The following is a 19,770-nucleotide window of genomic DNA, read 5'->3' as shown; positions in this document are numbered from 1 at the left end:
GAAGGAGGTTTTTTGATCCATGAATGGTTGGACTGGAAAAATGCTCCGCGTGAACGTTGGCACCAAGCAATGTTCTGTTGAGAGCAGTGAAAAATATTTTGATTACATCGGCGGTAAGGGTATGGCCAACCGCATCCTCTATGATGAGGTTCCTGCCGGTACCAAGCCCCTGGACGAGGCCAGCAAGGTCGTTTTCGCGGCCGGCCCCAACTGCGGCGGCAGCGCCCCTTGCTCCAGCCGTACCAGCATTTCCTTCCTGTCTACTTTCACCAAGAATAACGCTGTTGTCGATGCTCACATGGGCGGCGACACCGCTATCATGATGAAGTATGCCGGTTACGATGCTATCATCATCGAGGGCAAGTCTGAGACCCCCGTATACATCAACATCAAGGACGACGATGTTTCCGTTAAGGACGCTACCTTTGTCTGGGGCAAGACCACCATGGACACTGTGGCTGAGATCTGCCGCGTGGAAGGTTCCGGCGTCAACGTTGTCACCATCGGCCCTGCCGGTGAGAACGGCATCCTGATGTCCAACATGATGAACAACGGCGGTCACAGCGGCGGCGGCGGTCTGGGCTGCATCATGGGCAGCAAGAAGGTCAAGGCTCTGGCCATCTATGGAACCCAGGCTGTTCATGTGGCTGATGCCAAGAAGGTTCTGGAACTGAACAACTACGTCATGAGCGATCTGATGGGCTCCAACAACAACCACGTTGTTCCCACCGTTGCTCAGTCCTGGTCTGAGTATGAGAACGCCAGCACCCGTTGGACCGGCCATCCCGGCCTGACCTGGGGCGCTGCTGAGGGCGGCCCTGTTGATACCGGCGAATCTCCTCCCGGAGAGCCCACCAAGATGGGTTATCGCTGCCAGAAGGCTGTCTTTGACTGGGGCGACCTGGTTGAGAAGTACACTGTCAAGATGACCGGCTGCGCCACTTGCCCTGTCCGCTGCTATGGTTCTCTGGTAGTTCCTGCTCTGGAGGAGAAGACTGGTGTTAAGGCTGCTCATGCCAACACCTGCATGGCTAACGGCGCTTATGCCAAGCTGCTGCCCTCCTTCCAGGATATCGCTGAGGAAGGCGACGGCGAGTTCATGGCTGGTTATCTGGGCTGCACCATTGCTGATGATCTGGGCCTGTGGGATAACTACGGCGATCTGAGCGCTACTCTGGTCTATTTCATGAACAATGATTGCGAGCTGCTCAAGAAGATCCTGCCTGAGGAAGAGTTCAACTCCATTCCTTGGGATAAGAGAAACGCCGGCGATCCTACCTTTATCAAGGATATGCTGGAGCTGATTGCCAGCAACAAGGGCGAGATCTCTCACCTGGCCGACGGTGCTTACAACGTCAGCGAGCGGTATCATGACATTCTGGGTGATGAGTACATCCACAGCCAGGCTATGACCCTGTGGGGCCCCATCGGCGGCAAGCGTCATCACGGCAACGAGTGCGCCGCTCAGGTAGGTCTGCTGACCAACATCATCTACAACCGTGACGGTATGTGCCATACCATCGTGAACATCACCGGTTCCGGTCTGCCTTATGATCTCCAGAAGTCCATCATTGAGGAGATCTTCGGCACCGGCGCTCTGGATAAGCCCAAGGCTTACACTCCCATGAACGAGAACAAGGCCAAGTTTGCCAAGTTCGGTGTCATCCGTCAGGTTATCCATGACTCCATGACCCTGTGCAACTGGGTATGGCCCATGACCTTCTCTCCCCGGAAGGACCGCGGCTATAAGGGCGACCTGAGTGTTGAGGCTCAGTACATGACTGCTGTTACCGGCAAGGAGTGGACCGAGGATTCCCTCAATGAGGCTGCTGAGCGCGTCATTCAGCTCCAGAGAGCTATGACCGTTGAGGCATTTGGCACCACTGACATGAGAAATGAGCATGATGTCGTTTCCAACTTCATCTTTGACATGGATCCCGACTTCAAGGCATTTGAGGAAGGCACCGTCAAGCTGGATCGTGACGACTGGCAGACTGCTCTGACCATGTTCTACAAAGAGTTTGGTTGGGATGAGACCACCGGTGCTCCCACCAGAGCTACTTTGGAGAAGTTTGGTCTGACCGATGTTGCTGACGCTCTGGCAGCCAAGAACCTGCTGCCCGCGTAATCCCTTTTTGAGACATTGACCCGAGGGCCGCGGCGGTGAAATTGCTGCCGCGGCCTTTTACAGGAGGAACCACAATGGATGAAGTTTTGAACACATCTTCTTCTCAGCAGGAGGCATCTGCGCCGGAGGAAGTTTCGGAGCAGCTCCAGGAGCAGACTGAAGAAGAGCAGTTGTCCACCGAGGACAGTGCTCAGGAGAAGAAGCCGGCGGAAAAGACCCCGGCCCAAAAGCTGGCAGACTATATACGCCAGTGTTCCATTGACTCTCATGTGGCGCCGCTGAAAAAGACCCGGCTCCAGCCACCGGAGGGTGTCACTCAGGAGGAGGTAACGGCCCTTCTGGCCGCTGTAGGTACAGCGGAGGCAGATCCGGCACTGGAGAACATCAGCTTCGTTCAAGGGCAGAAGGATTTGTACTATTTCGACCAGCAGATGATGACCCGCCATTTTGCGGAAATTGATTCGATGCTGGAGGACAAGGATATCCTGTATACAATTGCCACTGTTGCACGGAGCGACTGCAAGCTTTATCCTCGCCCCACCCAATTTTCCAAGCTTCGCAAATATCCTTTCTTCTTTTCTGAAGATGAGATTTTGGGAGCGGTTGCCCGGATGAAGTTTGACGACCGGTATTCTGATATTGATACTGTCACTGCCTCCAACGGCGCAATGGGTATTTATTCCACCCAGTTTATGTCCAAGAAATATGCTCGGGCGCTTATTGAACAGGTGGAAGTGGAGGAACACCAGAATCCGTAACAGAATACGGGCGAGATATTGATAGCTTTGAAATGAAACAGTTGGAAAAGCCGTGTCGGGCTTGGATGCTCTTTTGGCTGAGTGATCCGATGTTCTGCGGAAATATTGGAAGCGGCGGTTGACAGAGCGGAAACCAGGCTTTGGTTGCTTCGGATCGTAAAGATTTTTGGAAGCGATCAAGATTCAGATGTACAACGTGACGCTTACCGTTTGGAATGGTTTGTTTTTCAGATGGGAATTTGAACAGGATTACCATAGGCAGACGTAATTTCCACGGCGCTGTCACTGGACATCCGAAATAGGCCGGAAAAGAAAATTGTCCTTTTTACCGCTTACCTATAAAAGATGCTGCAGAATGCTGCTGGAAAAAGCTGCAAACTGCCGTATGGTTGACAAGAGGATGGATGCTGGAGTAAAATAAAGGCTGGAAACTGGGCGATATATGTCGTCAGTTTTGGAGGATAAAGCAATGTTTTGCTGGATCTTCTGCAGATAGCATTTATGTATGCCGGCAGTATCACGTCAGATATCCTTTCATTACAGTACATAGAAGGGATTGAGTGGTACGCAGTATCGAACTTGTCAGTAAGGACCGGCGGTACGAATCGATTTAGGAGGAATTGTAACATGGGAAGAATCGGCCCCTTTGAACTGATTTTGATTTTGTGTATTGCTTTGATTATTTTTGGACCCTCCAAACTGCCTGCTTTGGCAAAGTCCATGGGTCAGGCGGTTAAGGAGTTCCGCAAGGGCACTCAGGATCTGACCAAGGATCTGGAGACTGCTGTGGATCCTACTCCTGCGGCTCCCGCAGCCCCCGCTGCTCCTGCTGCAGCTCCCAAGGCTGAGGAAGTAAAACCTGCACAACCCAAAGCGGAATAAGGAAAGGCTGAACCAGTGTCGGAACAGAATAATTCAATGACTCTGGTAGATCATCTGGCTGAGCTTCGGCACCGGCTGGTTATCATCTTTGTGGTTAATCTGGGGCTTGCGATGGTCCTGTTCCAGTTTGCAGAGAAGATGATGGCGTATTTGTTGGCCCTCAATCCGGGATTCACTTTCGTTTTTGTAGAGCCTCAGGAGCTCTTCATGGTGTATATCCAACTAGCGCTGTTATTGTCGGTTATCATCTGTTCTCCGCTGACGATCTATCAACTTTGGGCCTTTATCAGAAAAGGCCTTTATCCCAAAGAGCGTTTTTATGGGGTTTGTTCTTTAGTGGCGGGTGTTGGATTCTTTGCGCTGGGCGTTGTGTTTTGTTATAAGGTCGCATTGCCCTTTACGCTGCGCTTTTTTGTTAACATCACCATTGACGATATCAACCCCATGATTTCAATCCAATCTTTCGCCAGCTTTTGTAATACAATGTTGGCATCCTTCGGATTGGTTTTTGAGATGCCGGTACTTTCTTTCCTTTTCACAAAATTGGGCGTGATCACCGCTCGTGGTTTGAAACGGAAACAAGGTTTGCTGATTTTGGTTATTTTTGTTTTGGCTGCGATTATTACACCGCCGGATGTCATCTCTCAGATTTGTCTGGGTGTTCCCATGGTGTTATTGCTGCAAATCAGTATTGCCGTCAGCGCTTTTGCGGAAAAAGGACTCAAAAAGAAGGAGGCTGCTGAAACAGCTGCCGCCTGAATTAAAATTTCATAAAAAAAGCTCCGATTTTCAGCGCCTAACGCAGTGAAAACTGTTATGGCACTGAAAGCGAAACCGTTTTTAGCAAAGCGGTTTAAGGGCAGGGGAGGAAACTTCCCTACCTTCCACCTTAGAAAAGGAGTTTTGGTATGTGGAATGGCAAACTGAGGAGGAGTTCGGTCCTCTTTAGGTTCCATGCTCAATGCTAAAACTGTCTTTTGCAGATGCAGGGACAGTTTTTCCTTTTCATGGCAAACCTGGTGATAATAGGACTTCTCCTCCTTATTATCTTAAATATTGGGCGGCAAGAAATATCAGACAGTTTCTTGTCGTTCCGGCTGAACAGGATCTCTGCAGGCGAGTGCAGTCGCCCCAGAGATCCTGTTTTTTCTTTTTTTCCCTTGAATATTCGTCTCTTGCGTGGTATTATGTAGCTATAAAAACTTAATTATCTAGTTTTAAAAACTAAATAATGAAAAGGATGAATGAAAGAGAAAAAATCATCCATCCTATCATGGAAGATATTTTTAGCCACACAGGAGGGAATAAAATGATCTCAGATTCAAAATACTTTCGCAGATACAGCTTGGGTGAGGAAGTGGGAAATGCTGTCTCCCATGGCATAGGAGCTGTTTTGTCCTTTGCAGCGCTTTGTCTGATGGTTAATGCTTCTGCAATACAGAGAAATGGAATGAAACTGACGGCTTCCTTGATCTATGGCAGCACATTACTACTGCTATATTTAATGTCTACACTTTATCATGCTATAACTGTACCGTCCATCAAGAGGGTATTACAGGTTTTGGATCATTGCAGCATTTTTCTGTTGATTGCCGGAACCTACACACCTTTTACCATGCTTTGTTTGCCGGGGAAGAGGGGATGGCTGTTATTCGCCTTTATTTGGGTGACAGCTTTGATCGGCATTGTTTTAAATGCTATTAGTATCGAAAAGTTCCAACGCTTTTCTATGGCCTGTTATCTTCTGATGGGATGGGCGGTAGTGACAAGCATTGTTCCTCTGACCCAGGCATTATCATTGCAAGGGCTTTCATTACTAGTGTCGGGAGGGATATTCTATACAGCAGGAACTTTTTTCTACAGCAGAAAGATACCGTATTTTCATTTTATTTGGCACCTTTTTGTTTTAGCAGGCAGCATTTGCCACTTCTTGGCGGTTTATTTTTATGTGATTTTATAATGACGTTTCCGGATGGAAGATAAGCTGTCAGATGCTTTGTTTTATGAGATAAAATTATATGGGATTTTAGATTATCTTTTTAGAAGTTCTTGAATGTCGGTATAGCCCGTGTTTCCGGGCTTTTCCGGCATTTTTGATATTGTTAGATACTTACAAATGTTCTTATTACCTCTCACCATTTCCCCCTCAAAAGTAGTAAATGGAGTAGTAAAACCGGCCTTGTGTCAGGCTGCCAGCCGTTCCATTTCTGCCCTTGCGGAATCGAATGTGGCGTGTGCATAATAGTTCAGCGTCATGGTGATATTGGAATGTCCCATAATGTACTGCAAGGCTTTGGGGTTCATTCCCGCATTGGCTAACCGGGTGCAGAATGTATGACGCATAGCATGGGGCGTCGTCGTTTTCGGCAACGCTTCTTCATGGCTCTTGTTGTACTTCTTCACAAGCCTGCCAAACATCCCGCCATAATCTACCGCCGTCATGGGATAGCCGTTCTGTTTGAGAAACAGGAAATTGGCATACCCGTCAATAATGAACGGCTTTGCACCTTTGCGGTTTTTTATCACTCGCTGGAACGCCTGATACACTTCCTCATTCATGGGGATTTTTCTGACGCCGCTTTGGGTCTTGGGTTCGTCAATATAGTAACCGACGCCGGTATTTCTCAAAAGCTGGTGGCTCACGATGATTACCCGGTTTTCAAAATCCAAATCTTTGTCCGTCAGTCCGCACAGTTCCGAAATGCGAAGCCCTGTCCCCAGCAGAATAACGATTGCGTCATAATGCTTTTGGTAAACCTTATCACCTTGAATAAAGGACAGAAAACTTTCTTCCTGTGCTGGTGTAAGAGGCACCTTTGGTTCCGTATCGTCGTCCAGAACGTCACTAAGCTGGAAGTCAAACGGGTTTTTTCGGATGCAATCGTCCTGTATGGCGGTGTAAAAAGCCGCTTTCAGGGAACGCTTGTCGTTATTGATGGTCTTATAAGAAAGGCCCTTTTCTTTCATCCGAAGCGCCCATTCCTTTGCGTCGGACAGCTTCACACTGTCAATCGGGCAGCTCCCCAGCCGATCTTGTTCCAGAATACGCATCAGCCGTTCCCGGCCCAGTTTGGTGTTGTGCTTCACATTGCCCCGGTGCCTGATCTGCTTGGCGTAGAGCTGGCAGACGGTCATTTTCTTGCCGATGGTGTCTATCCCGTCGTCAAGGTCTTTCTGGATTTCTTTCTCCTTTTCCCGGAGTGAAATATCCTCCCGTTTACCTGCCGGGGTCTTATCCGTAGGCACTAACTTCCATGAGTAAACAAACTGCGGTTTTCCAAAGGTATCAACATATTTGTAAGCATATCGTCCGTCTTTTCTCTGGCTCTCTCCAGACCGCAAAACGCGATTTTTGCTGTCTCGTCTTTTTTCTGACATCTCGTCATGCTCCTTTCCATGACGGAAAGAGCCGCATATATGCTTATAAATTATTATAACATATCTGCGGCCCTTTTTCACTATTAGATTGTGTCCAAAGTGTCAATTATTTTCTCAAACTGCTTGCGTTTGATCTGGATGCGGTTGCCATTCATAATGACCCAGCCAGAGGCCGGATTTTCCTCGGCCAGCTTACGCAATTTGTTTTCTCCGATACGGAAATATTTAGACGCTTCCTCAATCGTCAGCGTGTATTTTTCCCAAATAGGCACATCATGGTTCATAATGCAGCCCCCTTTCACAAATTCAAAGGTTTGTGTGATTTAGGGGCATAGACGGACGGCTGCTGGCACAGCTCCACGGGACTTTCACCCCCGCGTGGTTCTCACGCGGCCCTACCCATTGCCTGCGACGCTTTTAACGCTCGGACTGTGGCTATAAGGGAGTATCATAGTCCTGCCTGTACGTCGTCGCCCGCAAGCCGCCACGCTCACATTGCGGCGTGGTGTTCCTCGCTCCGCTTTTCCCGTAGGGAAAAGTATCATGGCGCACCAGCCGTCCGGCTCGGCACAGACAGAATGTGTCCGTATGCCCTATGATGCGCCGCCGTTATCTTGCGGGCATATTTATCAAGGTGCGATCAGGCCACCGGGAAAACACCGAAACGGGGAAAGGGTAAGCCGTTTCATGCTGCCGGGGCCGGTTCGTCAGTTCGTGACGATAGCGTGGATGAGCTTGATTTCCAGACGGCGCTTCATGGCCTCGTCCAGACACACATGCGGATAGCCGTTTTCGTCATAGAGCGTCCGGGTACACAGCTTGTTCATGTAACCGCTGTAATACTGCAAAACGCGCTCTACGGCTCCGGCATCCCCAGCGCGGGCGGCCTCGATCACCGAAAGGGGCAAAAGCTCAATGCCCTTGTAGTTCGGGTTCTTCATCCGCGTCTAACCTCCCTTCGGCATCAACGCCTTTAGCTGTTTCCGCAGCTCCGATAAGGTATTTGTCCTGTGCCGCTGAACGGCACTCCGGGACATTCCCACAAGGCCGCCGATCTCACCATCTGCCATATCCAGAACACAGTGCAGGATTAAAATACTCTGCTCCATGCTGGGCAGCGCGGCAAAGGCTTCGGCAACAAGCTCATTGTTGATATGTAGGTCATAGCCATGCGACGAAAACGTAAAGCTGTCGCTGGGGTAGTGATCTACTGTACAGAGCTTGTCCAAATCTGCCTGTGACAAAGAGCTTAGTGACACTTCACGGTCACGGCGGCGCTTCATTTCAGCCAAGTAGCTTTTGGCCTCGTTACGCAGTACCGTCTTGCAAAAAGCATCGAACATGCACCGCGCTTCATAGTCGCGGGGGATAGCATCCATCTTCTCACCCCCTTTCTGTGGGGGACTTAGGTGGTTCTCTCCCTTTCCGCTAACAAGACTTTGACAAGGCCGCCAGCTACCCGCTAAATACCTCCTTTTTGAAAATTTCTCAAAAAATTTTTTTGGGGACAGCCGGGCCGCAAAAGACGACAAAAATCGCCCGGCAGGTCGCAAACCTACCGGGCGAGAAAATGCTTTGCTATGCTGCTGATTTACATGGTATAGTACATACTCATAACCGGAATAGCCCTGTGGAGGGGCAAGGCTTTTTTTGAGTGGTGGAAGTGGATTAGAGCATGGCAATAGCAAAACAGCATAGCGGCATCCTCCTATGGGCCGCCACACCTTTTGCTGCCAGAAAAGAACGGCGGCCTTGATTTCTCAAAACCGCCGCCAGCAAAATACAAAATGGGCGTGGGAAAGGTCTGCCCAACAGCGGTTTTTTTCTTTTCTGCCGCTGGGCAGATTGAATACTATAATTTGCAATGTATTACAAAAGATGCTTTAACCACTTTCCAGTAAAAGATTGTCCATGACCAGCATAGATTTTATCAAATCCAAAATCTGATACAAAACCAATACTTTCATTATGAAACGGCAAAATTAAAATAGGTATCGGGGTATGGCTCATCAATCAACTTATAGTGCCACCATTCAAAGCGATAAGACTGAAATCCGCTGCTTTCCATGATTTTACGCAAGCATCTTCGATTTTGTGCCTCTGCATCCCCTATCCCTTTTGCTGTATGATGCGACCGTTCGTCCATAAAATCGAAGTTACTTCCCATTGAAACAAGTTCCCCTGTATCCAGGTGGTAGAGCGTAAGATCAATTGCGCTTCCACGGCTATGGCTGGATTGTGAGGCCACATAACCCTTTGTAATCAACTCGGCTCGCTCTATATTGGGGTAAAATTTTTCTTTTGTGAGGTTGTCCTCCGGTTGCGCTGCCCAACGCAGGAAGCAGTCCACCGCAGTTCTTGGCCGATATCCATCCCATAAAAGCAAGCCATAGCCAAGCGCAGCCGCATGGATTTGTGCCTCGCGCAGAGCAAACGCCACGGCCTTTGTGCCGATGATGCGATTCACCTCATACCCATCCACCGGTTTTCCTGTGAAGTTATCCCATGTGGCGTACTTGGCATCCCAACGGACGCCATGCAACATTTCATCTAAAAACAAAAAACCATTTTCCATACTTATCACCTCTTTAACGCCAATGTAATCAGGCTGTCAATCAGTGCAGGAAGCGTGATTCCTGCGGCGGCCACCATACGTGGGTAGCGGCTGTACGATGTAAAACCGGGCAGGGTATTGACCTCATTTAGAACGATGCCGCCATCCTCCTGCAAAAAAAGATCAACACGGGCAAGCCCTCTGCATCCAAGCACCCGATATACTTTCTTTGCCGTTTCCTGCACCCGATTTCGTTCCTCGACCGGAATGTCTGCGGGAACTGTAATCATCGCATTTTCTGAGCCTTTTTCCGGCTCGTTTTCCTGATGGATGCGGAAGATACCGTGGCTCAGCCGGATTTGATCCACTTCGCCGACAATCAAATCATCCTCGTTCCCCATGACCGCACACCCGACCTCACAGCCCGAAATCGCTTGCTCAATTAAGATTTTTCCATCATATTGTCCTGCCGCTTCTATCGCAGCGTTAAGTTCTTCCGTACCGTTTACTTTGGTTACGCCAAAGGACGAACCTGACCGTGCCGGCTTCACAAAGACAGGGTAGGTAAGCGCACCCGCCTCCGGCTTGTCACCTTTATCAATCATTTGAAATTCGGGAACGGCGATGCCCGCATTTTTTGTAAGAATGTAGGCCAGTGATTTGTCCATGCAAACTGCGGAGCTTTGAATATCACAGCCCACATAGGGGATACCAGACAATACAAACAGCCCCTGTATCGCACCATCCTCCCCGCATTTGCCATGCAAAACCGGGAAAGCCACATCAATACGCCGTGTTTCGTATTCGCTTTCTTTCATGACAAGCAGCCCATGCGTTTTCCTATCCGGGGAGAGTATGGCGGGGAGACTGTCGGCTTCCCATTCCGTACATGGCTTCTTGCATAGCTTCCATACACCGTTTTTTGTAATTCCGATGTAGTGCGGATCGAATTTTTCCGTATCAATGTTCGCAGCAATTTCTATTGCGGATTTTACCGACACATCATGTTCCTCCGAGCAACCGCCGAAGATGATTGCGACTTTTATTCTATTCATGCTGTAAACTCCTTTCAAAATTGAGACAATTCCTGATTGTTTTTTCTGTAGTATCCTGCAGCACACGCTCAGTGTAGTACGCCGTATGGGGTGTGATGATCACATTCGGCATCCTTAAAAGCTGCGACAAAAAGGGATGGTCAAGCACTTTCTGCGAGCAATCGGTATAAACAAACTGATCCTCGCCCTCCAACACATCCAGTGCCGCACCACCCAGCTTTCCGCTTTCCAACGCCTCCACCAGCGCCCCGGTATCGACAAGCGCTCCGCGCCCGGTGTTGATTAAAAATGCGCCTTGCTTCATCTCTCCAATTTGCTTCTGACCGATCAGATGGCGGGTATCCGCACAAAGCGGCACATGGAGCGTAACAATATCGCTGTTTTTTAGAAGCTCATCAAGCTGGACATAATCTGCATCCATTTTTCGGCTGTTATCATAGGCCAGCACATGGCATCCAAATCCCCGCAGCCTTTTGACGACCGCTTGCCCGATATGGCCGGTTCCAATAACTCCCACAGTCATATCCCCCAGTTCTTTCCCCCGGATACGATCCAATCTGAAATCTTGTTGCGCCACGGCGTGCATGGTGGGTTTTGCACCCCGTATGGCCATCAGCATCAGCATCAAAGCATAATCCGCAACGCTGTCCGGCGAATACGCAACCGTGCCAACCGAGATTCCCATTCTCTCGGCGGCAGTCGTATCAATGTGATCGCAGCCGATGCTGCGGGTAGAAATGTATTTTACCCCGACCTTTCTCAGCGCAAGAATTGTCGCCTCGGAAACCTCGGACTTATGGCCTACGCTAACGCATTGATTGCCAGCGGCCAATTTTGCGTTGTCTGCCGATATCGCATCGCTAATCAGCGTAGGGATAATATGAAAATCCGGCGATAAAGCGCGGAAAGCATTTGCCTCATCCTGTTCGCATCCAAAAACAGTAATGCCCACACTTTTTCTCATTGGTTCTCCTCCTGAATATCCACACTTTCCGGGAGGGGATAACAGATTTTGCATTTGTTTGTATAAAGCAGCTTGCAATCTATTATTTCCCCGGTACCTAAGGCAACTTGCATCCGTTTAACCTGGGCATATTCATAAATCCCGCCACTTTCACGGACATACTGGATACTGCCATTTGTAATTTTGTATAATGCTTGGGGCTCTTTGTCGGCGGACACCTGACCGATGATTTTCTCATCATCTAAGGTCACCCATATTTGGTAGGTGCAGTCGGTATCGTTTCGCACTTTTAAATCAATCCAGCCCTCTGAAATGGTTGCATCCACCCCTTTAATCTCGTCACTGTTTGGCTCTGGAAACTCCTTTACTTCGTGACCTCTGCGCTGGATAATTGTCAATGGCGTATGCAGGAACATCCAAAATAGTAAATTGCTCATCTGGCACATACCGCCGCCCGACATGGTGGTGAGTTTACCATTGGTCACCGTAAGGCCGTCTTTATAGGGGGTATCTTTGTCCGCATGGCGTACCAGCCACCAGAAAGAAAAGGTTTCCCCCGGTCTTATCAATAAGCCGTTTAAGGTCTTTGCTGCCAGCTTTAAGTTGAACACCTTGTTTTCCTGGTATATCATGTCAAATCCGGTATTGTGGTTGTATAATGCGCAATCCGTTTCAAAGAGCAAATGGGAAAGCGATTTTTCCCCTATCGTCTGCGCATAGCGACAGCCGTCAAATCTCATTCCCGCATAAAAGCACATTTTTCTCTGCGCCCGTCTCATTGGAAGCAGGAACGGGAAACGCTGTGTCAATCTTTTTCTGTCCATAACATAACATCCTTTTCTCATTTTTCTGGTTTTAAATATTCCTCAAGGCAAACCCCTTGGTTGTACATCTCTGTGGCAGCTTCGATGCCAACATATCGGTAATGCCACGGCTCGTTGCTCACACCGGTTATCTCTGTCTTGTCTGGTGGGTAGCGACGAATAAAACCAAAACGATAGCTGTTTTCATCCAGCCATCTATAAACCTCGTTGCCTGTTGAATGAATTCCGTCCGCATTGATATCCACAGCAAGACCAAGCTGATGCTCGCTCGTTCCCGGCACGGCCACCCAAGTTTCTGCTTCCGCTTTAGCCTGTGCAGAGGTGTAGCCTTTCGCCTTATATTCGGCAATTTTTTCATCCATAATTTCTTGCTGTTTTTCTGTTGTTCGGTATCCGGATGCGACAATCGGGTAAACTCCATCAGTTCTTGCGGCATCAAACAAATCTTGAAGATAGGGAGAAATCCGAATATCTATCCGCTCACCATTTGATAGTTGCTCAAGCTCCACATCGTACTGTGCGGGGATGGGGTTCTGCCTGTTCACTAAAATCAGGCTCCATTCCTGTTCATCTCCCTGTTCTTTGGCGGTGGCAAGAGCGTTTTCCTCCAAATTCTCCACTACGTCAGTGCTGCTGCCTGTATGAGTTGCAGGGATGGGCGGTATCTGTGTTGCCTCCAATACGGAAGCCAGTCTCCACCCCAAAAACAGCGTGCAGACTGTGAACGAAATAATGAACGCACATAGAAAAGCCCGCTTTTCCACGGATTGTTTCATATGCCGTTTGTGATGATCCGCATTGGAATGATAGTTGCTTTTTTCCATTTGATCGAATGCCTCCTTTGCAATAAAACTACGATTTGTGGCTGGTACGATTGTTATTATGGCAAGCGCATCTGTACTTTCCCTGTAGCCAGTCTGTAGTTTTCCTGTAGCAGCAAAAAAAGACCGGCAGGGTTATACCTGTCGGTCAAAATCATTTAAGTTTTAAATATTTACAATGTTGATGTGAGCGGTAAATCCAGCCAGAACAAAACGCCATCCGAGGTGTTTTCCAGCGCATACTGGAGGCTCATGGCATCCAGCGTTTTTTGTACGATGGCAAGTCCTAAACCGCTTCGCCCACTTTTTCTGCTTCGCGCCTGATCAATGCGATAGAATGGGGTGAACAGCCTTGGAAGCGCAGTATCATCAATGTGAACGCCCATGTTCAAAACAAAAAGGCGGCATTTTTCAGCACCAGGCTCACTCCATATCCGTACCTCGCCTCCCTGCGGCGTGTTCTGAACTGCATTCAATATGACATTGGATAGTGCCTTTTGGAGCAGCCTCGGATCGGACAGGACAATTTGCCCGGCTGGAATATCTGTGACGAACCGCTGGTTGTTTGCCTCTGCCAAGGTTTGAAAATCGGGCAGCAACTCGGCAACCGTGCGCCCTATGTCCAACGGTTCAGCTATGGGTACGATTCTCCCATCATTCAGGCTGACAAGCTCCAGTATTTCGGAAATGATTTTGCCCTGCCTATCCATCATTTTGATGCATTCGCGCAGATACTTAGAATGATCTTTGTAGTCACCGATATTTTCAAGCATTCCCTCCAACAGAACGCTTGTAGCCGCGATGGGCGTTTTTAGCTCATGAGAAGCTGCCGCAAAGAAATATCGCTGTGTTTCCTCCAACTCATGTTCCCTTGCGATTTCATCCTCCAGCCTTGCGATGGTTTCTTTCAGCCTGACATACATGGAATGCATATCATGAGCCAGTGCGCCAAGCTCATCCTTTCGCTCCAGCGGCGGCGGTACATCTTTCAGGTTTGCCATTTTATTCGCACTGTCCGCTAAGGCTTTGATCGGCGTTGTCATTTGCCGCGCAAAGATATACGCGCATAAAAGGCTGAATACAACCATTATCGCAATCATAACAATTCCCCGAATTGTCAGCCCTTGATAAAGCAATCCCACACCTGCCTTGCTTTGAGCAACAATCGAAATATTATCATCTCTATGTACCACATAAAGAAAGTCGGGTCTAAAACTATTTGATGTATTGGCATTTGGTGTGGCATAGAGTACGCTTCCCTCTTTATCTTCAATATAAAACTCAAAGGATTGGTTATTGTAGTGAAACAGCCCTGCCACCTCTTGAATATCAAGCCTATCGCTATTCTGAATCAGTTCCACCAATGGCTGATAGGATTTTACTGTTTGCTGTAATTCCATCACTCTGAAATAAGACACAAATTGCTGTGCAAACAGTGTTGCTGTTACACCGACAAGCAGTAGCAGGACAATGATCGTATAGGAAAAAACCTTAATGAAAATCCCTTTTCTTTCCATTATTATGATTCCTCCAATCGGTATCCTACACCGCGAATGGTTTTGATGATATTTTCCGGCAGCTTGGCCCGCAAATTTTTGATATGAGTGTGGACTGTGCTGCCATCACCCTCAAAGTCATATCCCCATATACGTGACAAAATGATTTCATGCGTTAAGGTTCTGCCTTTGTTCTGCACCAGCAGCAAAAGGATTTCAAATTCTTTTCGTGTCAGGGGCAGCTCTGTACCGTCACAAAGTACCGTGAAATCCTCCGGCAGAAGTGTCAGCCTGCCGACACGGATTTCCTTTGCCAGCGCACCGCTGCGCCGCAGCAGGGCTTCCACCCGCTTTAGTAAAATCTGCATCTTGAATGGCTTTGTTACATAGTCGTCTGCCTCTGCATCAAACGCCCGGATTTGGTTTTCGTCATCCGACAGGGCTGTCATCATCAGAATGGGAGTATCATTTTTCGCACGAAATTCACGCAAAAGTTCATGCCCGTTCATACCGGGCAGCATAATATCAAGAATAACCAGTTGATAAGTGTTTTCGTAAAACTTGGTGTATGCCTCATTTCCATCTGTGCAGGCATCCACCTGATATCCTGCCTCAGCCAGAAACGCCCTTACTGTATTACAGATATGATCATCATCCTCGACAAGTAGAATTCGTATCGACATAAAAATCCCTCCATTTTAAGAAGATAACATAACAGTCTATAGTTTCCCTGTAGTTTCAAAGCGATTTCTTTTCGGATTTTAATCATCCGTCATTGGGATACTCGCTTCTTTTCATGGTGTATGTATCTATATTATTGGTTTAAACGAATTAAATCAAGATAATAATAATTAACACCTTCTTAATGTTTGGGATGTTTCGATTACAGCGGTTGTCAAAACATCCCGATAATACTGGCAAGCAATGGATCAGAATATCCTTTACGGATATTCTGATCCACCACTTGCCCGCCTGCGGCGTTCTCGTTTTGCTTGTTGGGGACACCCCAAGCCTCAGCAAAATGCGCGGCCTCTTTTTTGCGAATGCACCTTGCGGTATGGCTTTTCACACAGGCAGGGCCTGTGTGTACTCCCTCCGGTCGCTCTTGCCGCACTCCGCGCAGCAGATTCAGTCCTAATACCGTTCAAGACAGTAGAAAATCAGCAAGTCTATATTCCTCATATCTTCATCATCCGTGTCCTTGCAGTTACAGGAAATGTAATAATCGCCAAATGTAAATCCCAGAATATTTTCCTCAAAAAGCCGTACCTCCCCGGTATTAAAATCAATCACCCCATACTCAAAGGCGCATTAGACCAGCAGTTATCCAATGTCTGGAGACTTCACCATAAAGAATCCAGATGCCGGCCTTTTCAATTCTACCATATACGGCTGATACAGCAGCAGCTTCCTCGTCTTTGTTTCGGGCATTTTCCATTTCTGTCATGATAAAGTTTCGCTTCTTCATACATCCATGTGTAAATCTTTTCTTTCTGTTTCAGATGAGAATACTTTTTATCGGTCTGGAGCAGCCTGCCATCTATCATCTTATAGTTTTTCCGTGACAAAATACCATGCTTTCTCTCTCTTCAAAACCATATCCAAAATGCGCCGGTTTCATTATACTATTCAGTAACCGCCTTTCCTTTCTTTGTACGCCTGTCAATCGGCTTTTCCGCAGTTTTGGGAATGAGCCAGATCGTCGCCATCTTTACAGCGCCGGGGATGCGTCCCGCAGCACAATAGTAGTTTATCCATCGTGGGGGCACACCCCATTTCTCGCCTGCCTCTTTCAACGTCATGTAGTCCATAGTACACCTCCACAGGGTACATTATAATTCTTTTGCTCGAAGAATAAAAGAAACAAAATGTGAAATATAAACTTTAAGAAAGGTGCATATACCAACATTCCACGGGCAGAGTATGAAATATACAATGTAAGTGGGAGGTGCGATATGGCGAATATTGAAGATTGTCCCGGCTTTGAAACTTTCGGCGCGGATGTGAAAGCGGCCCGGCAAGCAAAGCGCGTTTCGCGCAAAGCAATGGCAGAGAAAATAAATATTGACTGGCGCTATCTTGCCAACATCGAAAACGACGGGGCCATTCCCAGTCTGCCGGTTGTCATACAGCTTATTAAAGCCTGCGGGCTTCCTGTGGAACGCTACTTTAACCCGGAGATCATGCGGGAGGAAAGCGAACTGCGGCAAAGGGTCAGCCACAAGCTGAAACTCTGCCCCGAAGAATACCTGCCGATCATCGAGGGCGCGATTGACAGCGCCATACTAATTGAAAAGCCGAAGAAGAATGAAACGGAGGATGTGTAACTGGCATCCTCTGTTTTACTTTTAGCGGGAGCTGCACAGCGTAGCTTCTATTTTTTTGCACTTTTTTCTTTCCAGAGGGCTATTTTGCGGGTAGTTTGGGGCTTTGGAAACGTCTTGTTAGTGGAGAAACAGTAACGTAGCAAGCATAGGGAGTGTAGCCACTCCCGGAAAAACGGCCTGCCCCGTCCCTGCCGGGCCGCGTCCGTTTTGCTTGTTGGGGAAATCCCCAAACCCCTGAATGGAAAGGACGGTGAAGCATGGCAAACAGAAAGCGAAAAATCGTGCTGCGCGTCCCTGTGACGCCGGAGGAACGGGCTATGATTGAACAGAAAATGGCGCTGCTGCATACGAAGAACTTTTCAGCCTACGCCCGGAAGATGCTCATTGACGGCTATATCGTCAACATGGACACCAGCGACATCCGGGCGCAGACCGCCGAGATACAGAAGATCGGCGTCAACGTCAATCAGATTGCAAAGAGGCTGAACGGTATGGGGCCGGTGTACGCACAGGACATCGAGGATATAAAGGGGGCGCTGGCGCAGATATGGCAGTTACAAAGATACATCCTATCAAGTCAACGCTGAAAAAAGCCCTTGACTACATCGAGAACCCGGACAAAACTGACGGCAAGCTGCTGGTGGCCTCCTTTGCCTGCTCTTATGAAACAGCGGACATTGAATTTGAAATGCTGCTGGCGCAGGCATACCAAAAGGGCAATAATCTGGGCCACCACCTGATACAATCCTTTGCCCCCGGCGAAGCCACGCCGGAACAGGCCCATGAGATCGGGAAGCAGCTTGCCGAGGAAGTGCTGCAAGGGAAATATCCCTATGTGCTGACTACCCATATTGATAAGGGCCACGTCCACAATCACATTATTTTCTGTGCCGTGGATATGGTAAATCAGCGCAAGTACATTTCCAACAAACAGAGCTACAAGCGATTGGCCGAGGAAAAGGAACGGCTGTATGAGAAGTACGGCGAAGCGAAAAAGCAGATGCAGGAATACGGCATCATCAAGCAGAATGTGGACGGCATTTTGCGTATGACGCCGGGAAAGGAATGGACGCAAGAGCTATGAGTATTCCACGAATGAATTACCCTCAATATCGCAAGGCCCGGAAGCTGACGCATGAGTGCTGCAACTATTGTGACGGCAACTGCCTGTTGCTGGACGACGGCGAAGAATGTATTTGCGTACAGAGCATTTCCTATTCGCTTCTGTGCCGCTGGTTTAAGGCCGCTGTCCTCCCGCTGGATGCGGCCCTGTATGCCGAGATCACCAAAGACCGGGACGAAGTGAAACGCTGCTGTGAGTGCGGGGCCACGTTCACGCCGAAGTCTAACCGGGCCAAATACTGCGCGGCCTGCTCCAAACGGATGCGCCGCCGCAAAGAGGCCGAGCGCCAGCGGAAAAGATACTGGAAACCTACGCACTTAGAGCTGTAAAAGCCCTTATATTTCAAGGCTTTTCCGGCATGGTCAGCGGGGTATGTGGGTGTTTTATCCTATCCCCGCCGAAGTGCTGTTCTAAATGCGTAGAATTTACCAGCAGAAAAGCGCCGTTTTCTCTGGTTCCATGCTTCCGAATATGGTATCATAGAAAAAATCAGTCTGACGGGGGTATCAGGATGGACGGACAAGAAAAGCTGCTGGACTATGAAACGATCAAAGCCGCCGTTGCCGGTGAGAGGTGGGCCACGGAAAAAGTGTTGGCCCATTATGCTGACTACATCAACGAGCTTTCCACGGTGGAGATCAGACAGGCAAACGGCAAAAAGAAGAAAGTCATTGACGAAGATATACGGCAGCGCATTTCCCTGAAACTGCTGGAAGCATTGCCGAGCTTCCCGCTGGAACAGAGATAGACGGCAAGAGGGCTGCACCCTCTTATGCTGATATTACAATGGTAAATGGCTATGGGTATCACCTCCGTTAGAGCGTCATTCAGACTTGTCGGAAGGGAACAGCTTGCAACGCAAGGTGTTTGCTTCCGGCAAGTACACAAAAGGGTAGACAGCGTAAGCTGTCGCAGGGGAAGTGTAGCTTCCCCTGTCTGCGGCAAAGCCGCCAATCTCGGAACATAGCAAGGTGCTGTGTGGAGAGATAAGCCCTCGGCAGAGCGCACACGCCCGTAAGGGTGTATAAGTGCGCCCTTAGTGCCTAAGGGATTTATCCGGCGTTCCCGTCCTCGGCTCGTTTTTTCAGATATTCCCGCGCTGGCTCGCTCGTCAAGGCAAGCCTAAGAAGCGCGGCGGCTTCCTCGTCGGTCATGGTCTTTGCTTCCGGCACAATGCTTTCAAATACCGCGCCCCGGACGATAAGGCGGTGGCTGCGTGTCCGGCGTTCCTCTTGCGTCAGCTTTTGCCGCAGCACCTTTTCCCGGTTTTCGTATTGCTGGATTTTCTTCTTGCTGTCCTCAATTTCGGCGGTCAATTCCTCGCGGGTTTTCTCTCTCGGTTTCGTCATAGCTGGTCGCTCCTTTCTGCCTGTTGGCATAGAAAAAGGACAGTCGATTTTCTCGGCTGTCCCTTGTGGGTGGTTTATTTAATTTTACTGTGTTTTTCTTGCTAATCTGGA

Annotated in this window: 23 protein-coding genes, 1 pseudogene and 1 riboswitch; of the genes and pseudogenes, 10 read left to right on the top strand and 14 right to left on the bottom strand. The window is 48.6% G+C overall.

What is annotated here, in order from left to right; translation table 11 throughout:
* Positions 1–19 precede the first annotated feature (19 nt).
* The 5 genes from BQ5383_RS18595 (at position 20) to trhA (ending at position 5,728) form a co-directional block, all read left to right on the top strand.
* Positions 20–2,128, top strand: coding sequence for an aldehyde ferredoxin oxidoreductase (locus tag BQ5383_RS18595; protein ID WP_071434537.1), 2,109 nt, complete (start codon positions 20–22; stop codon positions 2,126–2,128).
* Positions 2,129–2,202: 74 nt separating this feature from the next.
* On the top strand, positions 2,203–2,886 hold the full coding sequence (locus BQ5383_RS18590) for a hypothetical protein (protein WP_071434536.1): 684 nt from the start codon (positions 2,203–2,205) through the stop codon (positions 2,884–2,886).
* Between the two features lie 627 nt (positions 2,887–3,513).
* Positions 3,514–3,768 (top strand): Sec-independent protein translocase subunit TatA/TatB, encoded by a 255-nt coding sequence (locus BQ5383_RS18585; RefSeq protein ID WP_071434534.1) that lies wholly within the window; start codon positions 3,514–3,516, stop codon positions 3,766–3,768.
* A 15-nt stretch (positions 3,769–3,783) separates the two neighbouring features.
* Positions 3,784–4,527: a twin-arginine translocase subunit TatC gene (gene tatC, locus BQ5383_RS18580; protein WP_139193479.1), complete on the top strand. Its 744-nt coding sequence runs from the start codon at positions 3,784–3,786 to the stop codon at positions 4,525–4,527.
* 9 nt (positions 4,528–4,536) lie between these two features.
* Positions 4,537–4,685, top strand: a riboswitch (molybdenum cofactor riboswitch).
* A gap of 392 nt (positions 4,686–5,077) precedes the next feature.
* On the top strand, positions 5,078–5,728 hold the full coding sequence (gene trhA / locus BQ5383_RS18575; protein WP_071434530.1) for a PAQR family membrane homeostasis protein TrhA: 651 nt from the start codon (positions 5,078–5,080) through the stop codon (positions 5,726–5,728).
* A 224-nt stretch (positions 5,729–5,952) separates the two neighbouring features.
* Here the strand turns inward: trhA and BQ5383_RS18570 are convergent, their stop codons facing one another.
* The 13 genes from BQ5383_RS18570 to BQ5383_RS18510 all read right to left on the bottom strand — a co-directional run bounded on the left by BQ5383_RS18570 (position 5,953) and on the right by BQ5383_RS18510 (position 16,671).
* Positions 5,953–7,146 carry a site-specific integrase gene (locus BQ5383_RS18570; protein ID WP_002317260.1) on the bottom strand — a complete coding sequence of 398 codons (1,194 nt, stop codon included), beginning with the start codon at positions 7,144–7,146 and terminating at the stop codon, positions 5,953–5,955.
* An 83-nt stretch (positions 7,147–7,229) separates the two neighbouring features.
* On the bottom strand, positions 7,230–7,430 hold the full coding sequence (locus BQ5383_RS18565) for an excisionase (RefSeq protein ID WP_002317261.1): 201 nt from the start codon (positions 7,428–7,430) through the stop codon (positions 7,230–7,232).
* 423 nt (positions 7,431–7,853) lie between these two features.
* Positions 7,854–8,087 carry a helix-turn-helix domain-containing protein gene (locus BQ5383_RS18560; RefSeq protein WP_002317263.1) on the bottom strand — a complete coding sequence of 78 codons (234 nt, stop codon included), beginning with the start codon at positions 8,085–8,087 and terminating at the stop codon, positions 7,854–7,856.
* 6 nt (positions 8,088–8,093) lie between these two features.
* The gene (locus BQ5383_RS18555; protein ID WP_002317264.1) at positions 8,094–8,525 is read right to left on the bottom strand and encodes a sigma-70 family RNA polymerase sigma factor; all 432 of its coding nucleotides are present in this window, start codon (positions 8,523–8,525) and stop codon (positions 8,094–8,096) included.
* Between the two features lie 587 nt (positions 8,526–9,112).
* Positions 9,113–9,721: a D-Ala-D-Ala dipeptidase VanX-B gene (locus BQ5383_RS18550; protein WP_002317266.1), complete on the bottom strand. Its 609-nt coding sequence runs from the start codon at positions 9,719–9,721 to the stop codon at positions 9,113–9,115.
* Positions 9,722–9,726: 5 nt separating this feature from the next.
* The gene (vanB, locus tag BQ5383_RS18545; protein ID WP_042958124.1) at positions 9,727–10,755 is read right to left on the bottom strand and encodes a D-alanine--(R)-lactate ligase VanB; all 1,029 of its coding nucleotides are present in this window, start codon (positions 10,753–10,755) and stop codon (positions 9,727–9,729) included.
* Positions 10,748–11,719: a D-lactate dehydrogenase VanH-B gene (locus BQ5383_RS18540; protein ID WP_002382874.1), complete on the bottom strand. Its 972-nt coding sequence runs from the start codon at positions 11,717–11,719 to the stop codon at positions 10,748–10,750. The genes vanB and BQ5383_RS18540 overlap by 8 nt, the downstream gene beginning before the upstream one ends.
* Positions 11,716–12,543, bottom strand: a complete 828-nt coding sequence (vanW-B, locus tag BQ5383_RS18535) for a glycopeptide resistance accessory protein VanW-B (protein WP_010815683.1) — start codon at positions 12,541–12,543, stop codon at positions 11,716–11,718. The genes BQ5383_RS18540 and vanW-B overlap by 4 nt, the downstream gene beginning before the upstream one ends.
* A gap of 17 nt (positions 12,544–12,560) precedes the next feature.
* Positions 12,561–13,367: a D-Ala-D-Ala carboxypeptidase VanY-B gene (locus BQ5383_RS18530; RefSeq protein ID WP_002416070.1), complete on the bottom strand. Its 807-nt coding sequence runs from the start codon at positions 13,365–13,367 to the stop codon at positions 12,561–12,563.
* Between the two features lie 170 nt (positions 13,368–13,537).
* A complete protein-coding gene (vanS-B, locus tag BQ5383_RS18525; RefSeq protein WP_002382867.1) occupies positions 13,538–14,881 on the bottom strand; it encodes a vancomycin resistance histidine kinase VanS-B in 1,344 nt (447 codons plus the stop codon).
* Between the two features lie 2 nt (positions 14,882–14,883).
* Positions 14,884–15,543 carry a vancomycin resistance response regulator transcription factor VanR-B gene (vanR-B, locus tag BQ5383_RS18520; protein WP_002317273.1) on the bottom strand — a complete coding sequence of 220 codons (660 nt, stop codon included), beginning with the start codon at positions 15,541–15,543 and terminating at the stop codon, positions 14,884–14,886.
* Between the two features lie 617 nt (positions 15,544–16,160).
* The gene (locus BQ5383_RS21265; RefSeq protein WP_162183096.1) at positions 16,161–16,307 is read right to left on the bottom strand and encodes a hypothetical protein; all 147 of its coding nucleotides are present in this window, start codon (positions 16,305–16,307) and stop codon (positions 16,161–16,163) included.
* 178 nt (positions 16,308–16,485) lie between these two features.
* Positions 16,486–16,671, bottom strand: a complete 186-nt coding sequence (locus BQ5383_RS18510; protein ID WP_002317276.1) for a MerR family transcriptional regulator — start codon at positions 16,669–16,671, stop codon at positions 16,486–16,488.
* 144 nt (positions 16,672–16,815) lie between these two features.
* Between BQ5383_RS18510 and BQ5383_RS18505 the strand changes: the two genes are divergently transcribed.
* The 5 genes and pseudogenes from BQ5383_RS18505 to BQ5383_RS18485 all read left to right on the top strand — a co-directional run bounded on the left by BQ5383_RS18505 (position 16,816) and on the right by BQ5383_RS18485 (position 19,058).
* Positions 16,816–17,187, top strand: a complete 372-nt coding sequence (locus BQ5383_RS18505; protein ID WP_002317277.1) for a helix-turn-helix domain-containing protein — start codon at positions 16,816–16,818, stop codon at positions 17,185–17,187.
* A gap of 257 nt (positions 17,188–17,444) precedes the next feature.
* Positions 17,445–17,774 carry a plasmid mobilization protein gene (locus BQ5383_RS18500; protein ID WP_002317278.1) on the top strand — a complete coding sequence of 110 codons (330 nt, stop codon included), beginning with the start codon at positions 17,445–17,447 and terminating at the stop codon, positions 17,772–17,774.
* Positions 17,735–18,172, top strand: a pseudogene (locus tag BQ5383_RS18495) (relaxase/mobilization nuclease domain-containing protein); the annotation flags it as partial. The gene BQ5383_RS18500 and the pseudogene BQ5383_RS18495, both read left to right, overlap by 40 nt.
* A gap of 95 nt (positions 18,173–18,267) precedes the next feature.
* Complete coding sequence (locus tag BQ5383_RS18490; protein ID WP_002595216.1) at positions 18,268–18,639, top strand: cysteine-rich VLP domain-containing protein; 372 nt, start codon at positions 18,268–18,270, stop codon at positions 18,637–18,639.
* A gap of 182 nt (positions 18,640–18,821) precedes the next feature.
* Positions 18,822–19,058, top strand: coding sequence for a helix-turn-helix domain-containing protein (locus tag BQ5383_RS18485; protein WP_002330520.1), 237 nt, complete (start codon positions 18,822–18,824; stop codon positions 19,056–19,058).
* A gap of 304 nt (positions 19,059–19,362) precedes the next feature.
* Here BQ5383_RS18485 and BQ5383_RS18480 read toward each other — a convergent pair whose 3' ends face one another.
* Positions 19,363–19,659 (bottom strand): DUF3847 domain-containing protein, encoded by a 297-nt coding sequence (locus BQ5383_RS18480; protein ID WP_071434529.1) that lies wholly within the window; start codon positions 19,657–19,659, stop codon positions 19,363–19,365.
* Positions 19,660–19,770: the final 111 nt, after the last annotated feature.

This window comes from Angelakisella massiliensis (genome assembly GCF_900104675.1).
GTDB classification, from domain to species: Bacteria; Bacillota; Clostridia; order Oscillospirales; family Ruminococcaceae; genus Angelakisella; species Angelakisella massiliensis.
The sequence above is the reverse complement of the archived record's forward strand: the minus strand, read 5'-3'. Positions and strand labels throughout refer to the sequence as shown.